The following is a 20,406-nucleotide window of genomic DNA, read 5'->3' as shown; positions in this document are numbered from 1 at the left end:
GGCCTTCTAAACCGCGGGCTACGCGCTTCCAAGGCTGACACATTTTGAAATACTCTTCACTCGCGCCTATTTAGATCCTTTGAAATGGCCAGCCTCAGCACTTGAAGCTGACGATTTTATGGCGTCATTTCTTTGCTTTATCGAGTTTGAAGTTGTCGGTTTCGAGGCTATTTTTCTGCCGCCCAAAAGGGGTCGATTTATTTTTCAGTTGTGATGGTGGAGCTGCTGAGTCGGCGCTCGACGCGTCGTATCGAGCGCCCGCAAAGCTCAATTTTTCACTGTGGGTCAGGCCCATCTGGCAGCAAGGCTTGGGAGATGTCATCAACGATCGCCTTGCCCATTTCGCCAAGGTAATGCGAGGCAAAAGCGTAGTGCTCTCCCCCGGTATCCATGGCTGCTTCAAGTGAAAGAACTTTTGCGTAGTAGAGCAGGTGAGAGGCGTGTTCCAGCGCTTCCCGGAGCGGGACGCCGGCATTAACGCGCAGTACTTTTATTTCGTGTTTTTTCTCTCCGCAGTCCGCGAAGGTCACTACGCCGATGGTTGCTACTGAGGATGTGGCACTCATTGCGCATCTCCTGATACTGGAGAGCAATGGAAGTGTTGGCTCGTGGGAATTGCGGTTTTTTCGTGTGGCATTAGCTTGCTCCTTTGGTACAACCAACAAGAGCTGCCACTGACGTTTCCAGGCGAAAGGTGGCAGCTGTACGCAGGCTGGAAACCGAGAAGAAGCGACTCGGCAGACACAAGTGTCTCCCACGTACAGCCGCCATAAAGCACAAACGGCGGGCCTAAAAAAAGCGCCCGCTGATTGTTTGACGACGCTGTAGCGTCTTCTTATCGGGTTTCCAGGCCCGGTCGCTGATGAGCAGCGACGCGAAGAGACTAACGTTATGCGCCGAGGGCGACAATCAACGAAAACTACCAAAATTGTCAGCACATGTGGCGTCGAGCATGGCTCAAACGTTCACGAATTTCAGTGCTGACCATAGGCTCAAAGGGGCGGCACGTAATCCAATCCAAAATGAAAGTGGACACTTTTGCTTTTTCAAACGAGAAACAAGCCGGAAGACGAGCTGCCCAAAAACACGAAAGCCGCGCAATGCGCGGCTTTCAAGATGGTGGGCCCAGTAGGACTCGAACCTACGACCAAGGGATTATGAGTCCCCTGCTCTAACCAACTGAGCTATAGGCCCTCAGTAGGCCGCGGATTATAGCGATGGTTTCTTCGCTGTGCCATCCGAAAAGTCCGAAACGCTCATACGAAGGAACGTAGCGGCAAAAAGGTCCGGCGGCAGTGGCAGGCTGACGATGTAGCCCTGCATCTGCTCACAGCCTTCAGCCGCCAGAAACGCTTGCTGCGCAGGCGTTTCCACACCCTCAGCGATGATAGTGAATTGCATGCTGTGCCCCAGGGCAATAATGGCGCGTACGATCGCCGCATCATGTGGGTCATCGGGCAGGCCGCGCACGAAGGATTGGTCGATCTTCAGGAAGTCCAGCGGCAGGCGCTTCAAATAGCTGAGGGACGAATAGCCGGTGCCGAAGTCATCAATGGCCAGTTGCACGCCCAGATACTTGAGCTGGTGCAGCACCTCCAGCGCTTCTTCGGCCTGGCTCATGATGAAGTTTTCGGTGATCTCCAGTTGCAGGCAGCCAGGCTCCAGGCGGTTGTCCCGCAGCAATTGTTCGATGCGCGCCAGCAGGTTGGGGTGGCGCAGTTGCGCGCCGGCGAGGTTGACGGACAGCGTGCCGAATTCGTCATAGGACTCTCTCCAGTCGTGCATTTGTCGGCAAGCCTGTTCCAGTACCCAGTCGCCAATCTGCAGGATCATGCCGTTCTCTTCGGCTAGGGCGATGAAGTGCTCGGGTGGCACTTCGCCGAAGGTGGGATGGCGCCAGCGAATCAGCGCTTCGGCGCCGATCAGTTGTTGGGTGTCGAGGCTCAGCTTCGGCTGGTAACAGAGAGAAAATTCGTCGCGTTCAATCGCCCGACGAAGTTCGTGCTCAAGCGCCACGCGTTCGTTGGCCTGGGCGGTGAGGTCCTGGGTGTAGCTTTCAACGCGGTTGCGGCCCTTGGCCTTGGAGCGGTACATGGCGGCGTCGGCATTTTTCACCAGGGTGGCGACATCATCGCCGTCCCGTGGATACAGACTGGTGCCGATGCTGGCGCTGATAAAGAACTCGTGTTCGCCCGCCTGGAACGGCGGGGTGAAGCAGGCCAGCAGTTTATTGGCCAGGTGTTCGGCGTCGCTGGCTTGTTGCAGGCCGGGCAGCAGGATGATGAACTCGTCGCCGCCCAGGCGCGCGACGGTGTCGACGTCTCGCAGTTGGTCTTTGAGGCGTACGGCGATGTCTTTGAGCAGCAGGTCGCCAATCGGGTGGCCGAGGCTGTCGTTGATGTGTTTGAAGCGGTCGAGGTCGAGGAACAGCACGGCGCCCTGGCTGCCGTTTTCCTGTTGATTGTTGAGGGCGGCCTGCAGGCGGCTTTCGAACAGGGTGCGGTTGGGCAGGCCGGTCAGCGGGTCATGGTGGGCCTGGTAATCGAGGCGCGCCTGGGCGTGCTTGAGGCTGGAGATGTCGGCGAACACGGCGACAAAGTGGGTGATCGATTGGTCTTGGTTGCGCACGGCGCTGATGGTCAGCCAGCTGGGGTATAGCTCGCCGTTCTTGCGCCGGTTGGAGATCTCGCCTTGCCAATGGCCGTGGGCCGTCAGTTGGTGCCACATGGCCGCGTAGAAGGCGCTGTCGTGCAGGCCGGAGGCGAGCAGGCGCGGGGTTTGGCCGAGGGCCTCGGCTTCGCTGTAGCCGGTGATCTCGCTGAAGGCGCGGTTCACGGCGCTGATATTTTGCCGGGTGTCGGTGATCAGTACGCCTTCGGCCGTGCTCTCGAACACAGTGGCGGCCTGTTGCAGTTTTTCCTGCATCAGCTGGCGTTCGGTGATGTCCCGGGCGATGGTGAGCATGCAGTCGTCGTCGCCGATGGGCAGCGGGCGGCTGGAGACCTCGCAGAGGCGAATCTCGCCGTCGTTGCGGCGGATGTGGCAGACAAAGTCGCGGACAAATCCGTCCCGTTGCAGTAGCTCCAGCATGTGCTTGCGTTCGTTCAGGTCGACCCAGATGCCCAGGTCCAGGGTTGACTGGTCGAGTGACATCACGCTGTTGAAGCCGGTTATGCGGCTGAATCCTTCGTTGACTTCAATCAGCAAGCCGTCGCTTTGACGGCTCAATAGCAGGCCGTCAGGGGAAGCGTGGAAGGCCTTGGCGAATTTCTCTTCGGAGGTTTGCAGGCGTTGCTGGGTTTCTTTCAGTTGGGTGATGTCACGCACCACGACCACCAAGGCTTCGGTCGTATCGAGTTGAAAGGGTTCGGCGGAGATCAGCCCGGTGAAGGCCTGGCCGTTATTGCGCCGGAAGGGCATTTCCAGGTTGCGGATGCTGGTGGTCTGTACCCGTTGCAGCAGGCCGGGGCCTACGCCCTGAATTCCCCAGATATTCAGTTCGGTGGCGGTTTTGCCCACGACGTCTTCGGCGCTCAGCCCGATCTGGTCTTCGAATGCCTTATTGACTTCCATTAGGCAGCCGTCGGACAGGCGGGCGATCACCAGGATGTCGGGGCATTGCTGGAACACCGAGGCAAACTTCTGTTCCGAAAGCTGCAATGCTTCCTCGGTGCGCTTGGCTTCGCTGATGTCGATCATCAGGCCACGTAGCACCGGCTCGTGGCCGTGCTCGATCAGGCTGACGATGTCCCGCACCCACAGGCAGCGGCCATCGGCGGTGATCACCCGGTAGTCGACGCTGTGGTCACGGTTGGCTCGGGTTTCTGCGTAGCAATAGGATTCGGTGCGGGTCAGGTCGGCCGGGTGGATGATGTTGCGCCAGAAGCCCGGGATCAGCCAATGGGCGCGGGGGTAGCCGAGCAGCTCCTCGGCATGGGGCGACACGTAGCTGTAGGTGAAATCGCTGATGCTGGCTTCCCAGGCAATCGCGGAAAGGCTCTCGACCAGGCCGCGATAGTGGTATTCGCTGCTGCGCAGTTCCTGTTCGAGGGCGACACGGCGGGAAATCTCCGAACTGAGCCGGCGATTGATCCGGATGACCACCGCCAGCACGATGCTCAATAGCAATACGGCCGGCAGCCCGTAGAGCAGTACATCCGTCCAGAGGGTGCGGTGGTCGACGACATTGCCGACCCAGCGTTGCTGGATGGCCTCGGTTTCGGCCGGACTGATATCCGCCAGGACCTTGTCGAGGATGCCCACTAGCATCTTGTCGGCGCTGGGTACGCCCATGGCCAATTGATAGCGATAGGGCGTTTCGCCACTGACGTACAGGCCTTCCAGCTTCAGTTGGCGCAGGCTCCACACGCTGGATGCCAGATCGCCGACCACGGCATCAACCTTGTCGGTGGCCAGGGCCTGCAGCGCCGAGCTGACGTTGGGCATGGCCACGAGATTGAGGTCGGGATGGTGAGTGCGTAGCAGTTCGTGAGGGGCATAGTTCTCCACCACGGCGATCTTCAGCCCATAGAGGTCTTTGAGGTTGCGCGGTTGCGGACCGCCTTCATGGGCGAGGATGACGATGGGGAAGTCGAGATAGGGTCGGGTGAACGACAGGAAGCCTTGGCGTTCCGGGGTGGACATGATGCCCGGCAGCAGGTCGAGTTGGTTGTTGCGAGCCTGCTCCAGCACTGCATTCCAGTTTACCGGCTCGATCAGCTTTAGCCGGATCCCAAGGCGATCCTGCATCAGCCGCACGTAATCGGCGGCCAGGCCTTGGTAGCGCCCGTCTTCGTCGCGGTATTCAAAGGGTGGCCAAGAGGCATCGACGCCCAGGCGCAACTCTTGGTGGTCCGCCAGCCAGCCACGCTCTTCATCGGTGAGAGTCAACGCGCCAGCCGTTGCGGTCCAGGTCAGCAGCGACAGCAGTAACACGGTCGGCAATCTGGGCATAACGGTCTCGTTATGGCACGGGGAATGTTTCGAGTGTAGACGGGCATTGCGGGGGAGGGGAGGCAGCGAGGATTTAATCTGTAGAAGCAAAAACCCCGGCCTGGGCCGGGGTTTTTGTGATCACTCGTCGAGGAAGGAGCGCAAATGCTCGCTTCTCGTCGGGTGGCGCAGCTTGCGCAACGCCTTGGCTTCGATCTGACGAATCCGCTCACGGGTAACGTCGAACTGCTTACCGACTTCCTCAAGGGTGTGGTCGGTATTCATGTCGATGCCGAAGCGCATGCGCAGTACCTTGGCTTCACGGGCAGTGAGGCCGGACAGTACGTCGCGAGTCGCTTCTTTCAGGCTCTCAACGGTAGCAACATCGATTGGCGACTGCATGGTCGAGTCTTCGATGAAGTCACCCAGGTGGGAGTCTTCGTCATCACCGATCGGGGTTTCCATGGAGATCGGCTCTTTAGCGATCTTCAATACCTTGCGGATTTTATCCTCAGGCATTTCCATGCGTTCGCCCAGCTCTTCCGGGGTCGGTTCGCGACCCATTTCCTGCAACATCTGCCGGGAAATACGGTTGAGCTTGTTGATCGTCTCGATCATGTGCACCGGAATACGGATGGTGCGGGCCTGGTCGGCGATCGAGCGAGTGATCGCCTGACGGATCCACCAGGTGGCATAAGTCGAGAATTTGTAGCCGCGACGGTATTCGAACTTATCCACCGCTTTCATCAAGCCGATGTTGCCTTCCTGGATCAGATCGAGGAATTGCAGGCCACGGTTGGTGTACTTCTTGGCGATGGAGATCACCAGACGCAAGTTCGCTTCAACCATCTCTTTCTTCGCGCGGCGGGCCTTGGCCTCACCGATCGACATGCGACGGTTGATGTCCTTGATCTCGGCAATCGTCAGACCGGTTTCGGTCTGCAATGCAGTCAGCTTCTGCTGGCAACGAACGATGTCGGCCTGGAAGCGACCAATGGCTTCAGCGTATTTGCTTTTGCCTTTGGCCAGTGCGTCGGTCCAGCTTTCGTCGACTTCGTTGCCCGGGAATTGGCGCAGGAAATCGGCACGCGGCATGCGCGCATCACGGACACAGAGCTGCATAATCGCACGCTCTTGTGCACGCAGACGCTCAAGGGCGCTACGAACCCGCTCAACCAGGCCTTCGAATTGCTTCGGTACCAGTTTGATCGGCATGAAGAGTTCAGCCAGGGCCAGCAATTCAGCAGTTGCCTGCTTGCTGCCGCGACCATGCTTCTTCAGGGCCTTGCGAGCCAGTTCCATCTGATCGGAGACCGCGCCAAAGCGCTGGGCTGCGATGACCGGATCCGGACCGCTTTCGACTTCTTCTTCGTCATCGGTGCTGGCTTCAGCTTCTTCATCGTCGGTGTCGTCGTCTGCTTTGGCAGCCTTGGCATCGATCGGCGGAGGAACTTCAGCCGCAGGTGGCGCAATGCCGTCGTCCGGGTCGATATAACCGCTCAGGACGTCGGACAGGCGGCCACCTTCGGTGGTGACGCGAGTGTACTCGGAGAGAATGTGGTCAACCGTGCCTGGGAAGTGCGCAATTGCGCCCATCACTTCACGGATGCCCTCTTCGATACGCTTGGCGATTTCGATTTCGCCTTCACGTGTCAGCAGCTCTACCGTTCCCATTTCGCGCATATACATGCGCACAGGGTCAGTCGTGCGACCGATGTCGGTCTCGACCGCTGCCAACGCTGCGGCTGCTTCTTCAGCGGCTGCCTCGTCGGTATCGGCGTCGGCCAACATAAGGGCGTCCGCATCCGGAGCACTCTCGTGTACGGGGATCCCCATGTCATTAATCATGCGGATGATGTCTTCCACCTGCTCTGGATCTGAAATATCCTCAGGCAGGTGGTCGTTGACCTCTGCGTAAGTCAGATACTTCTGCTCACGACCAAGGGTGATCAACTCTTTGATACGAGACTGCTGTTGCGCTTTTCCGGACATAACACCCTATCCACTGAAGGTCTTGGCGGGCAAAAAACAAGCCGAGGATTATACCCGAGCTATGACCTCACACGCCAGCTGAGGTCGGGTTTGATGCGGAAACATTGCGACTTAAAAGGTCGCGCAGTTGATTTTTCTCTTCGGCGGTCAATTCACTCTGACGCGCTTTTCGAAGAAGTTGTTCCAGGTTTCGCTCGCGTTGACGAGCTACCAAGCTAGTAATGGTGTCGAAAAACTGTTGTTCAAGGTTATCGCCATCAATCAGCCATTCCTTTTCTGCCAACGCCTTTAGCAAGCGGCCCTGTTCAGTGCCGTGCCAGCGTGCAATCAGCTGGAATGAGTTTAGCTTAGGATTCTTCTGTACGGCCTCGAGCAGGGCCACCAACAGTTGTGTATTGGTGTGGTCTTCGGCCGCAAAGTGCCCCGCGTCTTCGACTTTTTGTGCCAGCTGCGGGTGATGCAAAAGTGTGCGCAGGGCTGCCATGGTGGGCGGCTCTACTGCTGCTGGGACGCGCGGGCCGCGCGGTTCGTCACGGTCACCGCCACGTTTGCCGTTTTTGTCCCAGGGTTTCTTGTCCCATTTCTTGCCGCCGGCACCGGGTTTCTTCGGTGTCCACTCCTGCTGGGGCGTGTAGGCCTCCTGCGGTTGGTGGAAGTCGGAATAGTCCGGCATGGCGTCGTAATCCATGCCCGGGTCGTAGGCCGGCGGCGCCTCTTGCGGCGCGCTGCGCGCCAGCTGGCTGACAGCCTCGCCACTCAATCCGGTAATTTCCAGCAGTCGCTGGCGCATCAGGGTTCGCAGGTTCGCGCCTGGGACCTTGTCGATCAGCGGTGCCGCGAGGGTGACCATATGGGCCTTGCCTTCGAGGGAGCGCGGGTCGGACTCTTCGGTCAGTTGCTGGAAAAAATAATCGGCCAGCGGTTGTGCGTGCTGGTTGATGCGCGCGCGGAACGCGTCGGTGCCTTCGGAGCGCACCAGGGTGTCCGGGTCTTCGCCTTCGGGTAGGAACAGGAAGCGTGCGCGACGTCCGTCCTGCAGGCTTGAAAGCGTTGACTCAAGGGCGCGCCAGGCGGCATTGCGGCCGGCCTGGTCGCCGTCAAAGCAGAACAGTACGTTGGGCACCACACGAAACAGGCGCTTCAAGTGCTCTTCGCTGGTTGCGGTGCCCAGGGTGGCCACGGCGTTGCGCAAGCCTTGCTGGGCCAAGGCGATCACGTCCATATAGCCTTCAACCACGATGATTTCATCGAGGTTGCGATTGTTCTTGCGCGCTTCAAACAGGCCGTAGAGTTCCTGGCCTTTGTGAAATACCGGGGTTTCCGGTGAGTTCAGGTATTTGGGCTTGTCGTCCCCCAGCACCCGGCCGCCGAAAGCGATGATGCGGCCGCGACTGTCGCGGATCGGGAACATCACGCGATCGCGGAAACGGTCATAACGCTTGCCGGTCTCGGCGTTCTCCACCAACAGGCCGGCGTCGATCATGGCTTTTTGCTGCAGGGTGTCGCTGCTCAGGTGTTTGTACAGATTGTCCCAGCCGGGCGGGGCGAAACCGAGGCCGAAGTCGCGGGCGATTTCACCGGTCAGGCCGCGGCCCTTGAGGTAATCGACGGCGGCTTTGCGCTGCGGGTGGCTTTTCAGTGCCTGGCGGTAAAAGTCGGCAGCAGCGGTGAGCAGCGGGTACAGCGGCGAATCGGTGGGTTGCCGCGGTTTGTGCGGGCGGCCACTTTCTTCGCGGGGGATTTCCATGCCGGCGGCTTTCGCCAGTTCCTCGACGGCCTGGGGGAAGTCCAGGTTGTCGTGGTCCATGATGAAGCCGAGGGCGTTGCCGCCGGCGCCGCAGCCGAAGCAGTAGTAGAACTGCTTGTCGGGGCTGACGCTGAACGACGGCGTCTTTTCTTTGTGGAACGGGCAGCAGGCGGTGTAGTTCTTGCCGGCCTTTTTCATTTGCAGGCGCGAGCTGACAACATCGACGATGTCGGTGCGGTTCAGAAGGTCGTCAATAAAGCTCTGGGGAATTAGCCCGGCCATGGCGTTCTCGTCATCACTGCGTGTAAAAGAGGGCCCGCAAAGTGCTCAAGGCGCGCGTATTGTGCGGCTCGATCAACTGTCGTCTGCTTGGTCTGTCAGGAAGTGTATCTGCCGAACATTCACTGACGTTAGTTCCGATCAGTGCCCGGCGTAGAAATGTTGCCCGGGAGTCCGGTCTTGGCCATGTGCGGGCCTCGGAAGCTCATCGATGGGCGCAGCCGACCTGTTGATCGTCTGTTAAAAAATAAGTGTGCTCGTCAGTAGCCTTGTTAGGCTCGTCAGAAGAGACGTGCACCGCTGGCAAAAGAGCCAGTCCTGACGTGTGAAGCAGTTCGTTTCAGTCGCGTGTGCGGCCTCAACGGTGAAGCATCAAGCGATATCCGCAAATGCCAACAGCCCGGCTGAGGGCCGGGCTTGGCAGAAGCTTGCTACGAACGTCTGTGTATTAGTACAGACGAACGGCGCGGCGCTGCTCGCGCTGAACTTTCTTGGCGTGACGCTTAACAGCGGCTGCTGCTTTACGCTTACGCTCAGAAGTTGGCTTCTCGTAAAATTCGCGGCTACGAACTTCAGCCAGAACACCGGCTTTTTCGCAGGAGCGCTTGAAACGACGCAGAGCTACGTCGAAGGGTTCGTTCTCTTTTACTTTGACGGCTGGCATCCAGAGCTACCTTCTTTCATTACCGGGAATCAACGTTCTCGTCGCAAAAAATTCGCGGCTGAGGTCGTCGGTTTTTAAGGGTTGCGGATGTTAACCCCTCATTGCCCGGAATGCAAAGCCTCTGATCGAAAACCGCTAGTCGGGAGGGGGAGCGGCGACTATTATGCGCGCCTTCGAATTCAGCCTCTACAAGGCGCAAACCCATGCTAGTTCTGGGATTAGAAACCTCGTGCGACGAAACCGGTGTCGCACTTTACGACAGTGAACGCGGGCTTTTGGCCGACGCACTGTTCAGTCAGATCGACCTGCATCGCGCCTATGGTGGCGTGGTGCCGGAGCTGGCCAGCCGTGATCATGTGAAACGCATGCTGCCATTGATTCGCCAGGTATTGGACGAGGCCGGCTGCGTGCCGACCGAGATCGACGCCATTGCCTATACCGCAGGCCCGGGATTGGTCGGAGCCCTGCTGGTTGGGGCCTCTTGCGCCCAGGCGCTGGCATTTGCCTGGGGCATTCCGGCCCTCGGTGTGCACCACATGGAAGGCCATTTACTGGCACCGATGCTGGAAGAAAACCCGCCAGAGTTCCCGTTCGTCGCTTTGTTGGTTTCAGGTGGCCATACACAGCTGGTTCAGGTCGACGGAATCGGTCAATACACGCTGCTGGGTGAAAGCCTGGACGACGCTGCCGGTGAAGCTTTCGACAAGACCGCGAAAATGATGGGGCTCAATTATCCCGGCGGTCCGGAAATTGCGCGGCTGGCGGAAAAAGGCGTGGCAGGGCGTTACACCTTCCCGCGTCCGATGTGCGATCGCCCTGGCCTGATGTTCAGCTTCAGCGGCTTGAAAACCTCTGCCCTGAATACATGGCAGCAGAGCGTCAGCGCCGGAGACGACAGTGAACAAGCCCGTTGCGACATCTCGCTGGCGTTCCAGCAGGCCGTGGTGGAGACTTTGACCATCAAGTGCAAGCGGGCCCTGAAGCAGGCGGGCATGAAGCGCCTAGTGATCGCGGGTGGCGTCAGCGCGAACAAGGCGTTGCGCAGCTCCCTGGAGAAAATGCTCGGCGACATGAAGGGCGACGTGTTTTACGCCCGCCCCGAATTCTGTACCGATAACGGCGCGATGATCGCTTATGCCGGTTGCCAGCGTTTGCAGGCCGGGCAGCATGAAAGCCTGGCAATCAGCGTGCAGGCACGCTGGCCGATGGAGCAACTGCCGCCGCTGTAACCGGCGAACGTGAACCAGGTTCACCGGACGTATTTAAAAATGCCGTTCGCGCCCGGCAAACAGGTCGCGTAAATTGCCCCGGTGGCGCCAGACGATCAGCAGCGTGAGCACGCTCATCGGCACCAGCGCCGCCGGCTCCTGCCAGGCCAGCAACGGCAGGGTCAGCGGTGTGGCGATCAATGCGGCCAGCGAGCTGGTGCGGGTCAGGTAGAACGTCAGCAGCCAGGCCAGGATGGCCAGCAGCGCCGCCGGTGGGTAGATGCCCAGCAGCATGCCAGCCGCCGTCGCAACGCCCTTGCCACCGCGAAAGCGGAAGTACAGCGGGAACAGGTGGCCGAGCACCGCGCAGACGCCGATCCAGGCTTGCTGTTGCAGCGAAAGCCCGGCGAGATCGGCGATCAGCACCGGCAACAGGCCCTTGCAGACGTCGCCGAACAACGTCAGTACGGCGAGTTTCTTGCCGGCCAGGCGCAACATATTGGTGGCGCCGGCATTGCCTGAGCCACTCATTCGCGGGTCGGGATTTCCCGTCAGGCGGCTGAGCAAGATGGCGAAGGACAGCGAGCCGAGCAGGTAGGCGAGAGTCGCCAGTAACCAAAACATGCTAACTATTCCGGGCGAGGACGCCCTGATTCTAACGGGGCATTGCGCCCTTGTCGTGCAGCGGAGAAGAGTGCTTGGACAGAGTGTTTATCGATGGCCTGGAAGTCGACACCGTGATCGGGGCCTACGACTGGGAGCGCGGGATCCGGCAATGCCTGCGCCTGGACCTGAGCTTCGCCTGGGATAACCGCCCGGCTGCTGCCGGTGACGACCTGACCCTGGCGCTGGACTACGCCAGCGTGTCCGCGCGTATCCAGGCCTTTGCCGAGCAGGCGCAGTTCCAACTGGTGGAAACCTTCGCCGAGCGCCTGGCCGAAGTCTTGATGAGTGAATTCCAGATTCCCTGGCTGCACCTCAAACTGACCAAGCCCGGCGCCGTTCCGGCAGCCAAGGGCGTGGGCGTGGAGATCGAGCGCGGATGTCGCTAACTCAGGTTTACCTTGGTCTTGGCAGCAATATCGAGCGTGAGGCCCATTTACGCGCTGGCCTCGATGCGCTGGCGGCTTTCCTGACGGATCTGCGCTGTTCGGCGGTGTTTGAAAGCCAGCCGGTGGGCATCAAGAGCGGGCCGTTCTTCAATCTGGTGGTGTCGGCGTATACCGACCTGCCGCTGATGGAACTGGACCGTCGACTGAAGTTTATCGAGGCCGACAATGGCCGCTATGCCCCGGATCGCAAGGGCTTGCCGCTGGATATCGACGTGCTGCTGTACGGCGACTTGGTCGGTAACTTCGATGGCCTGATTCTGCCGCGGGCCGAAATCCTGAAGAATGCGTTTGTGCTGTGGCCGCTGTCGCTGATGGCGTCGGAGCGTGTGCACCCTGAGGCGGGCAAGACATTTGCCGCGCTTTGGCAAGATGCACAAATCGACCAGGTACTGGCGCCGGTCGCTTTCGAGTGGCGGAATCAGCCGTTAACGCCGGATGTGCTCTTGTAGGCTTTCAGAGCCTTGAGCCGTTCGCGTTTCAGTGCTTCACCCAGGTCGGGACCTTTGAATCCTTGTTCCAGTAGCGGTGCGACCGCGACACCCCGTGCGGCGAGCGCCGCGCCGCGCAAATAATCCGCTTGTGGATAACTTCTCTGCTCGAGGCCTTTGCGGCCGCGGGCGTCCATCTCGCACGCCACCACAAACTCCTCGAAGCGCTGCGGGCGACGGTAAATGTCAAAGCTTTGCAGCAACTCCAGCAAAGTTGCAGGCCTCAGCTCCAGTGCGCGATGTCCGTGGGTGTGATATTCGCCCACCAGCAGCGCCAGTTCCTGGCAATCCCTTGGTACCTTGAAGCGCTCATTCACCGCCTTGATCAACTGCAGGCCGCGATGCTCATGAGCAATGTGCTGCGGCAACTTATCCACAGGCGTGAGGCCTTTGCCCAGGTCGTGCAGCAGGCAGGCCCAGCGCACGGTCAGCGGTTGGGCGTGGATGGCCGCCTGCTCCAGCACGCTCAGCGTGTGGATGCCGGTATCGATCTCGGGGTGATGGACTTCGGGTTGTGGCACGCCGAACAGCGCGTCGATTTCAGGCATCAGGGTTTTCAACGCGCCGCAATCGCGTAGTACCTGGATAAATACCTGTGGCTGATTTTCCATCAGGGCGCGGGAAATTTCTTTCCAGCTGCGCTCAGGCGTCAGGGCTTCCAGCTCGCCTGAATCGCTGAGTTCGCGCATCAGCTCCAGGGTTTCTGGCGCGACGGTAAAACCCAGGCCTGCGTATCGCGCAGCAAAACGGGCAACGCGCAGGACTCGGAGAGGATCTTCGGCGAATGCGGGGGAAACGTGGCGAAGAATGCGCTCTTTCAGATCGCGCTGACCGTGGTAGGGATCAGTCAGGTTGCCGTCGTCATCTTCTGCCATCGCATTGATGGTCAGGTCGCGGCGGACCAGGTCTTCTTCCAGGGTAACTTCGGGGCTCGCGTGAAACACAAAGCCGCCATAACCCCGGCCGCTCTTGCGCTCTGTGCGGGCGAGGGCGTACTCATCGCCGTTTTTCGGGTCAAGAAAGACGGGGAAATCCGAGCCCACGGGCTTGTAGCCCAGGGCGAGCATTTCTTCAGTGGTAGCGCCGACTACGACACGGTCGACATCGGTAACGGGGATACCCAGCAGGCGATCACGCACCGCACCGCCGACTTTGTAGATTTGCATGAAAAAGCCTCCATTAGCGGCACAGGATAACGCCTGCGGCCCGCCAATGGAGGCTTTGCCGTTTCACAGATGCACGATGGCCAGGTCCAGCCGGCCGTAATCATTGTCGCTGTGTTCGTTGCGGGGCGGAACATGGTGGGTTTTCATAACCTGGTCGCCTTGCAGCGTTTCCAGGTGAATATCGAACCCCCACAGTCGGTGCAGGTGCTTGAGGACCTCTTCAGTGGACTCTCCCAGCGGTTTGCGGTCGTGCTGCTGATGGCGCAGGGTCAGCGAGCGATCGCCACGTACGTCGATGCTGTAGATCTGCACGTTGGGTTCACGGTTGCCCAGGTTGTACTGCGCTGCCAGGGTTTCGCGGATGGTGCGGTAACCCGGCTCATCATGGATCGCCGGCACCAGCAGGTCATCCTTGAGGTCGTCATCCATGATGCTGAACAGCTTCAGGTCACGAATCACCTGAGGTGACAGGTACTGCAGGATGAAGCTTTCATCCTTGAAGCTGCTCATGGCGAACTTGATCGTCGACAACCAATCGCTGCCGGCAATCTCCGGGAACCAGCGGCGGTCTTCTTCGGTGGGGTGTTCGCACATGCGCCGGATGTCGCGGTACATGGCAAAGCCCAGCGCATACGGGTTGATGCCGCTGTAATACGGGCTGTCGAAGCCCGGTTGATAGACCACGCTGGTATGGGACGTCAGGAACTCCATCATGAAGCCGTCGGTCACCAGGCCTTCGTCGTACAGGTCGTTCATCAGGGTGTAGTGCCAGAACGTGGCCCAGCCTTCGTTCATCACCTGGGTCTGGCGTTGTGGGTAGAAGTACTGGGCAATCTTGCGCACGATCCGCACGATTTCCCGCTGCCAGGGCTCCAGCAACGGCGCGTGCTTTTCGATGAAGTACAGGATGTTTTCCTGAGGTTCGGCGGGGAAGCGCGCATTGTCCTTGTCGCTGTTCTTGCCGGCGCGTTTGGGTATGGTGCGCCACAGGTCGTTGATCTGCTTTTGCAGATGCTCTTCACGGTCCTTCTGGCGCAGCCGTTCTTCTTCGGCGGAAATCGGGTACGGGCGTTTGTAGCGATCGACACCGTAGTTCATCAGCGCATGGCAAGAATCGAGCAAGTCTTCCACTGCATCGATGCCGTGGCGCTCCTCGCACTGCATGATGTACTGCTTGGCGAACACCAGGTAATCGATGATCGAGCTGGCATCGGTCCAGGTGCGGAACAGGTAGTTGCCCTTGAAAAAGCTGTTATGCCCGTAGCACGCATGGGCTACCACCAGTGCCTGCATGCAGATGGTGTTTTCTTCCATCAGGTAGGCAATGCACGGGTCGGAGTTGATGACGATTTCGTAGGCCAGGCCCATCTGGCCGCGGGTGTAGGACTTTTCGGTGCTGAGGAAGTGTTTGCCGTAGGACCAGTGGTGATAACCCAGGGGCATGCCCACGGACGCGTAGGCGTCCATCATCTGTTCGGCGGTGATCACTTCGATCTGGTTGGGGTAGGTGTCCAGGGCATAACCCGCCGCGATGCGGCTGATTTCCTTGTCATAGGCCTGGATCAGTTCGAAGGTCCATTCGGACCCCGTGGATATGGGTTGGCGCTTATGCTCTTTGGCGGTCATGTCACTAACCTGCGCTGGAAGAGTTCACGGAAGACCGGATAGATATCGCCGGCCGAGACCAATTGTTGCTGGGCGAAGGTGTCAGCGAAGGCTTCGCTGATGCGCTCGTATTCGAACCACAGCGCCTGGTGTTCGCGCGGGGTGATTTCGACGTAGGTGTAGTACTGCACGAACGGCATGATCTGATTGATCAGGATATCGCGGCAAATGGGTGAGTCGTCGTTCCAGTTGTCGCCATCGGAGGCCTGGGCGGCGTAGATGTTCCACTCGTTGGCCGGATAGCGTTCAGCCATGATTTCCTGCATCAGCTTCAAGGCGCTGGAAACAATGGTGCCGCCGGTTTCCCGCGAGTAGAAGAACTCTTCTTCGTCGACTTCCCGGGCGCTGGTGTGATGGCGGATGAACACCACATCGATTTTGTCGTAGTTACGCTTGAGGAACAGGTACAGCAGGATGAAGAAGCGCTTGGCGATGTCCTTGGTCGCCTGGGTCATGGAACCGGACACGTCCATCAGGCAGAACATCACCGCCTTGGAACTGGGATTGGGTTGCTTGACCAGCAGGTTGTACTTCAAGTCGAAGGTATCGAGAAACGGCACGCGGTGAATTCGCGCACTGAGTTTGGCGATTTCGGCTTCGATCTCCTGGATATCGCCGAAGTTGTCCGGCTCTTCGCGTTTCAGGCGCTCCAGTTCCACCTTGGCATCCCGCAGCTTCGCGCGGCTGCTGCCAGACAAGGCGATACGTCGCGCATGGGCTGAACGCAGGGTGCGGATGATGTTGATCCGCGACGGATTGCCTTCGTTGCTGATCCCGGCGCGCACGGTTTTGAAGGTGTCGGTACCGGTCAGGTTGCGTTTGACCAGGTTGGGGAGTTCCAGATCTTCGAACATGAACTCCAGGAATTCTTCCTGGGTGATCTGGAACACGAACTCATCCATGCCTTCGCCGGAGTTGCCGGCCTTGCCCGGCCCTTTGCCGCCCGCGCCGCCTTGAGGCCGCTGGATATGTTCGCCGCTGGTGAATTCCTTGTTGCCGGGATGCACGACAGTTTGTTTGCCGCCCCGGCCGTGGTGCAGCACCGGTTCATCGATGTCGCGTCCGGGAATGCTGATCTGTTCGCCATGCTCCATGTCGGTGATGGAGCGGCGGCTGACGGCCTCTTCGACGGCCTTTTTGATGTGGTCACGGTAACGCCGCAGGAAACGCTGGCGGTTTACCGTGCTCTTGTTCTTGCCATTGAGACGTCGGTCGATCACATAGCTCATGTAGGAGCCCTCCGGGCAGCTTCAAGTTACAAGCTTCAAGCTTAAAGACAAGCGGTCAATTGCCAGGCTGTCCGGCGTACCGGGAGCCTGGCATGCACGCTTGTCGCTGCCTTACTGCGATTTGCGGACCCGCAAGTACCACTCGGAGAGCAGTCGTACCTGTTTGTCGGTGTAGCCACGCTCGACCATTCGAGTGACGAAGTCGTTGTGTTTTTGCTGATCCTCCTTGCTGGCCTTGGCGTTGAAGCTGATGACCGGCAGCAGATCCTCGGTGTTGGAGAACATTTTCTTCTCGATGACCACCCGCAGCTTCTCGTAGCTGAGCCAGGTAGGGTTCTTGCCGTTGTTGTTGGCCCGGGCGCGCAGCACGAAGTTGACGATTTCGTTGCGGAAATCCTTCGGATTGCTGATGCCAGCGGGTTTTTCGATCTTTTCCAGTTCCTCGTTGAGGGCTACCCGGTTGAGGATCTCGCCGGTTTCCGGGTCGCGGTATTCCTGGTCCTGGATCCAGAAGTCTGCGTACAGCACGTAGCGGTCGAAGATGTTCTGGCCGTATTCGCTGTAGGACTCCAGGTACGCGGTCTGGATTTCCTTGCCGATGAACTCGATGTAGCGCGGTGCCAGGTATTCCTTGAGGAAGCGCAGATAGCGCTCGCGGGTTTCAGCCTGGAACTGTTCCTGTTCGATCTGCTGTTCCAGCACGTAGAGCAGGTGCACCGGGTTGGCGGCGATTTCGTGCGGGTCGAAGTTGAAGACCTTGGACAGGATCTTGAACGCAAAGCGTGTCGACAGGCCGTTCATGCCCTCGTCAACACCCGCGGTGTCACGGTACTCCTGGATCGACTTGGCCTTCGGATCGGTGTCCTTGAGGTTTTCGCCGTCATACACCCGCATCTTCGAGTAGATGTTGGAGTTTTCCGGCTCCTTGAGGCGCGACAGCACAGTGAACTGGGCCAGCATCTTCAGGGTGTCAGGCGCGCAATGGGCCTTGGCCAGGGAGCTGTTGAACAGCAGCTTGTCGTAGATCTTGATTTCATCGCTGACCCGCAGGCAGTACGGCACCTTGACGATGTAGATCCGGTCGATGAAGGCTTCGTTGTTCTTGTTGTTGCGGAAGGTGTGCCATTCCGATTCGTTGGAGTGGGCCAGCAGGATGCCGGTAAACGGAATCGCCCCCAGGCCTTCGGTACTGTTGTAGTTACCTTCCTGTGTCGCGGTGAGCAGTGGGTGCAGCACCTTGATCGGTGCCTTGAACATCTCCACGAACTCCATCAGGCCCTGGTTGGCCCGGCACAGTGCGCCCGAGTAGCTGTAGGCATCGGCGTCGTTCTGCGGAAATTCTTCGAGTTTGCGGATATCGACCTTACCCACCAGCGCCGAGATGTCCTGGTTGTTCTCGTCACCGGGTTCGGTCTTGGCCACGGCGATCTGGTTGAGGATCGATGGATAGAGCTTCACCACCCGGAACTGGCTGATGTCGCCGCCGAATTCGGCCAGGCGCTTGGTCGCCCACGGCGACATGATGGTATTGAGGTAGCGCCGTGGAATACCGAAGTCTTCTTCGAGGATCGCGCCATCTTCCGTGGCGTTGAACAGCCCCAGGGGCGACTCGAACACCGGCGAGCCCTTGATGGCGTAGAACGGCACCTTCTCGATCAGTTGTTTGAGCTTCTCGGCCAGGGACGACTTACCGCCGCCGACGGGGCCGAGCAGGTAGAGGATCTGTTTCTTCTCTTCCAGGCCTTGGGCGGCATGGCGGAAATACGAGACGATCTGGTCAATGCATTCTTCCATGCCATGGAAGTCTTCAAAGGCCGGGTAGCGACGGATCACCTTGTTCGAGAAAATTCGCGACAGTCGCGAATTGGCTGCGGTGTCCACCAGCTCCGGCTCGCCGATCGCCAGCAGCAGGCGTTCAGCGGCAGACGCGTAGGCGCTGCGGTCCTTTTTGCACAGTTCGAGATACTCCTGAAGCGAGAGCTCTTCCTGGCGGGTGGACTCGAAGCGTTGTTGGAAGTGGCTAAAAATACTCATGACGTCGTCACCTCGCTCGATACGTGGAGCCGACGCCGGATCAATCAGTCGATGCTGGCAGTCATTGGTGGACACCAATGGCTGTTTTCCCCCCAGAACACCCTGAAACGCTACCGATGACCCGTACGCCGGTGTACCGGCTCTCCCCTGTTTTGGATGGCCTGCGCTTAAGGATAGTTCGGAATCAGGGAGGTCAAGGCGCGATACGAAATTAGTTTGGCCGCGCCGTTCGTCAGAAACGGCGCGAGGCCAAGCGTCACGCGGGGTAGCGGGGTTTGAAAAAAATTATTGCGCGTCGCCTGCGGCAATTTCTGCAGGATAGGTCGCACGCCATAGCTCAAAGCCACCGTCGAGGCTATACACGTCGGAGAAACCCTGGCTCACCAGGTAGGCCGCCGCACTTTGGCTGGAGTTGCCGTGGTAGCACGCCACAATCACTGGCGCGTCGAGGTCGGCGGCACGGATGAAGTCGGCGATGTTGTGGTTGTCCAGATGCTGGGCGCCACTGATGTGGCCGGCGATGTAGGTGGGCTGGTCGCGGATGTCGACAACCACTGCGCCTTTTTCGCGCAAGGCCTGGGCTTGCTCGGGAGGGATACGTTTGAATTCAGTCATGGCGGGCTCCTTTGGCCTGTATGAAAGCGCGGCTCAGCGCTTTGCCGTGGCCTGCAGTTGGTCGGGGATGGGCGAGTCGCACTGGCAGCTCGAGCGCTCGCCGGTGTCGACATTCATCAGGGTCATCGCGCCGCCCCACACACAGCCGGTGTCGAGGGCGAATACACCGGGTTCATCGCATTTGCCTTCCAGGGCTGCCCAGTGGCCGAAGATGATCTTCGTTTCACGGGTCTTGCGTTCCTTGTGGGCGAACCAGGGCTTGTAGCCGGGCAGCGCGGTGTCGGCACCTTCCTTGCTCTTGAGGTCCAGTTTGCCTTCGGCGGTGCAGAAGCGCATGCGGGTGAAGTAGTTGGTGATTACCCGCAGGCGCGCGACGCCGGTGAGTTCGTTGTCCCACTTCACCGGATCGTTGCCGTACATGCCATCCAGGTAAGCCGTGTACAGGTTGTCGTCGGCCAAGGCGGCTTCGACTTCGCCTGCACACTTGAGGGCTTTCTTCAGCGTCCACTGCGGTGGAATGCCGGCATGCACCAAGGCCATGTCACGACTCTCGTCGTAGTGCATGATCTTTTGCCGGCGCAGCCAGTCAAGCAATTGGGCGCGATCCGGTGCTTCAAGGATTTCCCGCAGGGTATCGCCCTTTTTCAGACGCTCGATGTTATTGCCGGCCGCCAGCAGGTGCAGGTCATGGTTGCCCAGCACACACACCAGGGAGTCGCGCATGCCATAAAGGAAGCGCAGGGTTTCCAGGGATTGCGGGCCACGATTGACCAAGTCGCCTACCAGCCACAGGCGATCCTTGGCAGGATCGAAGGCCACGCGGTCGAGCAGGCACTTGAGCGGTTCCAGGCAGCCTTGCAGGTCACCGACGGCATACGTCGCCATCAGTGCAGGGCTCCAGGTACCGCGAGGCGGAACGGGGCGATGATGGCGTCGAAGTGTTTGCCGTCGTCGGCGAGCATCTGGTAGCTGCCTTGCATGTTGCCGACGCGGGAGGTCATGACGGTGCCGCTGCTGTAGGTGTGGCTCTTGCCGGGGGCGATCAGCGGTTGTTGGCCGACCACGCCGGCGCCGCGGACTTCCTCGACCTGGCCGTCACCGTCGGTGATGACCCAATGGCGCGACAGCAGCTTGGCAGGCAGCTCGCAATTGTTTTGCACGGTAATGGTGTAGGCGAACGCAAAGCGGTTCTGCTCGGGTTGCGATTGTTCCGCCAGAAAGCGGGTGACGACGCTGACGTCGATCTGATAACGAGGATCGGACATGCAAGAGGCC

The 20,406-nt window shown here is 59.3% G+C and carries 16 protein-coding genes and 1 tRNA gene; 3 read left to right on the top strand and 14 right to left on the bottom strand.

Features of this window, described 5'->3' with window-relative positions; translation table 11 throughout:
* Positions 1 to 275 precede the first annotated feature (275 nt).
* From ACA046_RS29880 to rpsU, 6 genes are all read right to left on the bottom strand, one after another.
* Positions 276 to 566 carry a DUF3077 domain-containing protein gene (locus ACA046_RS29880; protein ID WP_497675484.1) on the bottom strand — a complete coding sequence of 97 codons (291 nt, stop codon included), beginning with the start codon at positions 564 to 566 and terminating at the stop codon, positions 276 to 278.
* A gap of 551 nt (positions 567 to 1,117) precedes the next feature.
* Positions 1,118 to 1,194: transfer RNA gene (locus ACA046_RS29875), tRNA-Ile, on the bottom strand.
* Between the two features lie 15 nt (positions 1,195 to 1,209).
* Positions 1,210 to 4,953 carry an EAL domain-containing protein gene (locus ACA046_RS29870; RefSeq protein WP_497675483.1) on the bottom strand — a complete coding sequence of 1,248 codons (3,744 nt, stop codon included), beginning with the start codon at positions 4,951 to 4,953 and terminating at the stop codon, positions 1,210 to 1,212.
* A 120-nt stretch (positions 4,954 to 5,073) separates the two neighbouring features.
* Positions 5,074 to 6,924: an RNA polymerase sigma factor RpoD gene (gene rpoD / locus ACA046_RS29865; protein WP_459024227.1), complete on the bottom strand. Its 1,851-nt coding sequence runs from the start codon at positions 6,922 to 6,924 to the stop codon at positions 5,074 to 5,076.
* A gap of 67 nt (positions 6,925 to 6,991) precedes the next feature.
* A complete protein-coding gene (gene dnaG, locus ACA046_RS29860) occupies positions 6,992 to 8,953 on the bottom strand; it encodes a DNA primase (protein WP_003211012.1) in 1,962 nt (653 codons plus the stop codon).
* 445 nt (positions 8,954 to 9,398) lie between these two features.
* Positions 9,399 to 9,614: a 30S ribosomal protein S21 gene (gene rpsU / locus ACA046_RS29855; protein ID WP_002551877.1), complete on the bottom strand. Its 216-nt coding sequence runs from the start codon at positions 9,612 to 9,614 to the stop codon at positions 9,399 to 9,401.
* Between the two features lie 203 nt (positions 9,615 to 9,817).
* On the opposite strand from rpsU, the gene tsaD reads away from it, so the two are divergent.
* Entirely contained in the window at positions 9,818 to 10,843 is a 1,026-nt protein-coding gene (tsaD, locus tag ACA046_RS29850) for a tRNA (adenosine(37)-N6)-threonylcarbamoyltransferase complex transferase subunit TsaD (protein ID WP_167664174.1), read from the top strand.
* Positions 10,844 to 10,876: 33 nt separating this feature from the next.
* Here tsaD and plsY read toward each other — a convergent pair whose 3' ends face one another.
* Positions 10,877 to 11,446 (bottom strand): glycerol-3-phosphate 1-O-acyltransferase PlsY, encoded by a 570-nt coding sequence (plsY, locus tag ACA046_RS29845; RefSeq protein ID WP_088423353.1) that lies wholly within the window; start codon positions 11,444 to 11,446, stop codon positions 10,877 to 10,879.
* 74 nt (positions 11,447 to 11,520) lie between these two features.
* Here plsY and folB point away from each other — a divergent pair, with 74 nt between their 5' ends.
* Positions 11,521 to 11,874, top strand: coding sequence for a dihydroneopterin aldolase (gene folB / locus ACA046_RS29840; RefSeq protein ID WP_459024223.1), 354 nt, complete (start codon positions 11,521 to 11,523; stop codon positions 11,872 to 11,874).
* Positions 11,865 to 12,383, top strand: a complete 519-nt coding sequence (gene folK, locus ACA046_RS29835; RefSeq protein ID WP_497675482.1) for a 2-amino-4-hydroxy-6-hydroxymethyldihydropteridine diphosphokinase — start codon at positions 11,865 to 11,867, stop codon at positions 12,381 to 12,383. The genes folB and folK overlap by 10 nt, the downstream gene beginning before the upstream one ends.
* On the opposite strand, the gene ACA046_RS29830 is transcribed toward folK, so the two are convergent.
* The 7 genes from ACA046_RS29830 to apaG form a co-directional block, all read right to left on the bottom strand.
* The gene (locus tag ACA046_RS29830) at positions 12,353 to 13,588 is read right to left on the bottom strand and encodes a multifunctional CCA addition/repair protein (protein ID WP_497675481.1); all 1,236 of its coding nucleotides are present in this window, start codon (positions 13,586 to 13,588) and stop codon (positions 12,353 to 12,355) included. The two genes, folK and ACA046_RS29830, sit on opposite strands and share 31 nt — an antisense overlap.
* Positions 13,589 to 13,651: 63 nt before the next feature.
* Positions 13,652 to 15,214: a SpoVR family protein gene (locus ACA046_RS29825; protein WP_167664177.1), complete on the bottom strand. Its 1,563-nt coding sequence runs from the start codon at positions 15,212 to 15,214 to the stop codon at positions 13,652 to 13,654.
* A complete protein-coding gene (locus ACA046_RS29820; RefSeq protein WP_421523768.1) occupies positions 15,211 to 16,482 on the bottom strand; it encodes a YeaH/YhbH family protein in 1,272 nt (423 codons plus the stop codon). Before ACA046_RS29820 ends, ACA046_RS29825 begins: the two co-directional genes overlap by 4 nt.
* A gap of 111 nt (positions 16,483 to 16,593) precedes the next feature.
* Positions 16,594 to 18,516, bottom strand: a complete 1,923-nt coding sequence (locus ACA046_RS29815; RefSeq protein WP_003210999.1) for a PrkA family serine protein kinase — start codon at positions 18,514 to 18,516, stop codon at positions 16,594 to 16,596.
* Between the two features lie 285 nt (positions 18,517 to 18,801).
* Positions 18,802 to 19,131 (bottom strand): thiosulfate sulfurtransferase GlpE, encoded by a 330-nt coding sequence (glpE, locus tag ACA046_RS29810; RefSeq protein WP_497675480.1) that lies wholly within the window; start codon positions 19,129 to 19,131, stop codon positions 18,802 to 18,804.
* Positions 19,132 to 19,164: 33 nt separating this feature from the next.
* On the bottom strand, positions 19,165 to 20,016 hold the full coding sequence (locus ACA046_RS29805; protein ID WP_497675479.1) for a symmetrical bis(5'-nucleosyl)-tetraphosphatase: 852 nt from the start codon (positions 20,014 to 20,016) through the stop codon (positions 19,165 to 19,167).
* Positions 20,016 to 20,396 carry a Co2+/Mg2+ efflux facilitator ApaG/CorD gene (apaG, locus tag ACA046_RS29800; protein ID WP_497675478.1) on the bottom strand — a complete coding sequence of 127 codons (381 nt, stop codon included), beginning with the start codon at positions 20,394 to 20,396 and terminating at the stop codon, positions 20,016 to 20,018. The genes ACA046_RS29805 and apaG overlap by 1 nt, the downstream gene beginning before the upstream one ends.
* Positions 20,397 to 20,406 lie beyond the last annotated feature (10 nt).

This window comes from Pseudomonas sp. LBUM1641 (assembly GCF_059716235.1).
This window is presented reverse-complemented; position numbering and strand designations above follow the sequence as displayed.

What these genes read in the sequence shown, in the direction of transcription:
- ACA046_RS29880 (WP_497675484.1), bottom strand. Translation starts at nt 566, where the DNA reads ATGAGTGCCACATCCTCAGTAGCAACCATCGGCGTAGTGACCTTCGCG.
- ACA046_RS29870 (WP_497675483.1), bottom strand. Translation starts at nt 4,953, where the DNA reads ATGCCCAGATTGCCGACCGTGTTACTGCTGTCGCTGCTGACCTGGACC.
- rpoD (WP_459024227.1), bottom strand. Translation starts at nt 6,924, where the DNA reads ATGTCCGGAAAAGCGCAACAGCAGTCTCGTATCAAAGAGTTGATCACC.
- dnaG (WP_003211012.1), bottom strand. Translation starts at nt 8,953, where the DNA reads ATGGCCGGGCTAATTCCCCAGAGCTTTATTGACGACCTTCTGAACCGC.
- rpsU (WP_002551877.1), bottom strand. Translation starts at nt 9,614, where the DNA reads ATGCCAGCCGTCAAAGTAAAAGAGAACGAACCCTTCGACGTAGCTCTG.
- tsaD (WP_167664174.1), top strand. Translation starts at nt 9,818, where the DNA reads ATGCTAGTTCTGGGATTAGAAACCTCGTGCGACGAAACCGGTGTCGCA.
- plsY (WP_088423353.1), bottom strand. Translation starts at nt 11,446, where the DNA reads ATGTTTTGGTTACTGGCGACTCTCGCCTACCTGCTCGGCTCGCTGTCC.
- folK (WP_497675482.1), top strand. Translation starts at nt 11,865, where the DNA reads ATGTCGCTAACTCAGGTTTACCTTGGTCTTGGCAGCAATATCGAGCGT.
- ACA046_RS29830 (WP_497675481.1), bottom strand. Translation starts at nt 13,588, where the DNA reads ATGCAAATCTACAAAGTCGGCGGTGCGGTGCGTGATCGCCTGCTGGGT.
- ACA046_RS29825 (WP_167664177.1), bottom strand. Translation starts at nt 15,214, where the DNA reads ATGACCGCCAAAGAGCATAAGCGCCAACCCATATCCACGGGGTCCGAA.
- ACA046_RS29820 (WP_421523768.1), bottom strand. Translation starts at nt 16,482, where the DNA reads ATGAGCTATGTGATCGACCGACGTCTCAATGGCAAGAACAAGAGCACG.
- ACA046_RS29815 (WP_003210999.1), bottom strand. Translation starts at nt 18,516, where the DNA reads ATGAGTATTTTTAGCCACTTCCAACAACGCTTCGAGTCCACCCGCCAG.
- glpE (WP_497675480.1), bottom strand. Translation starts at nt 19,131, where the DNA reads ATGACTGAATTCAAACGTATCCCTCCCGAGCAAGCCCAGGCCTTGCGC.
- ACA046_RS29805 (WP_497675479.1), bottom strand. Translation starts at nt 20,016, where the DNA reads ATGGCGACGTATGCCGTCGGTGACCTGCAAGGCTGCCTGGAACCGCTC.
- apaG (WP_497675478.1), bottom strand. Translation starts at nt 20,396, where the DNA reads ATGTCCGATCCTCGTTATCAGATCGACGTCAGCGTCGTCACCCGCTTT.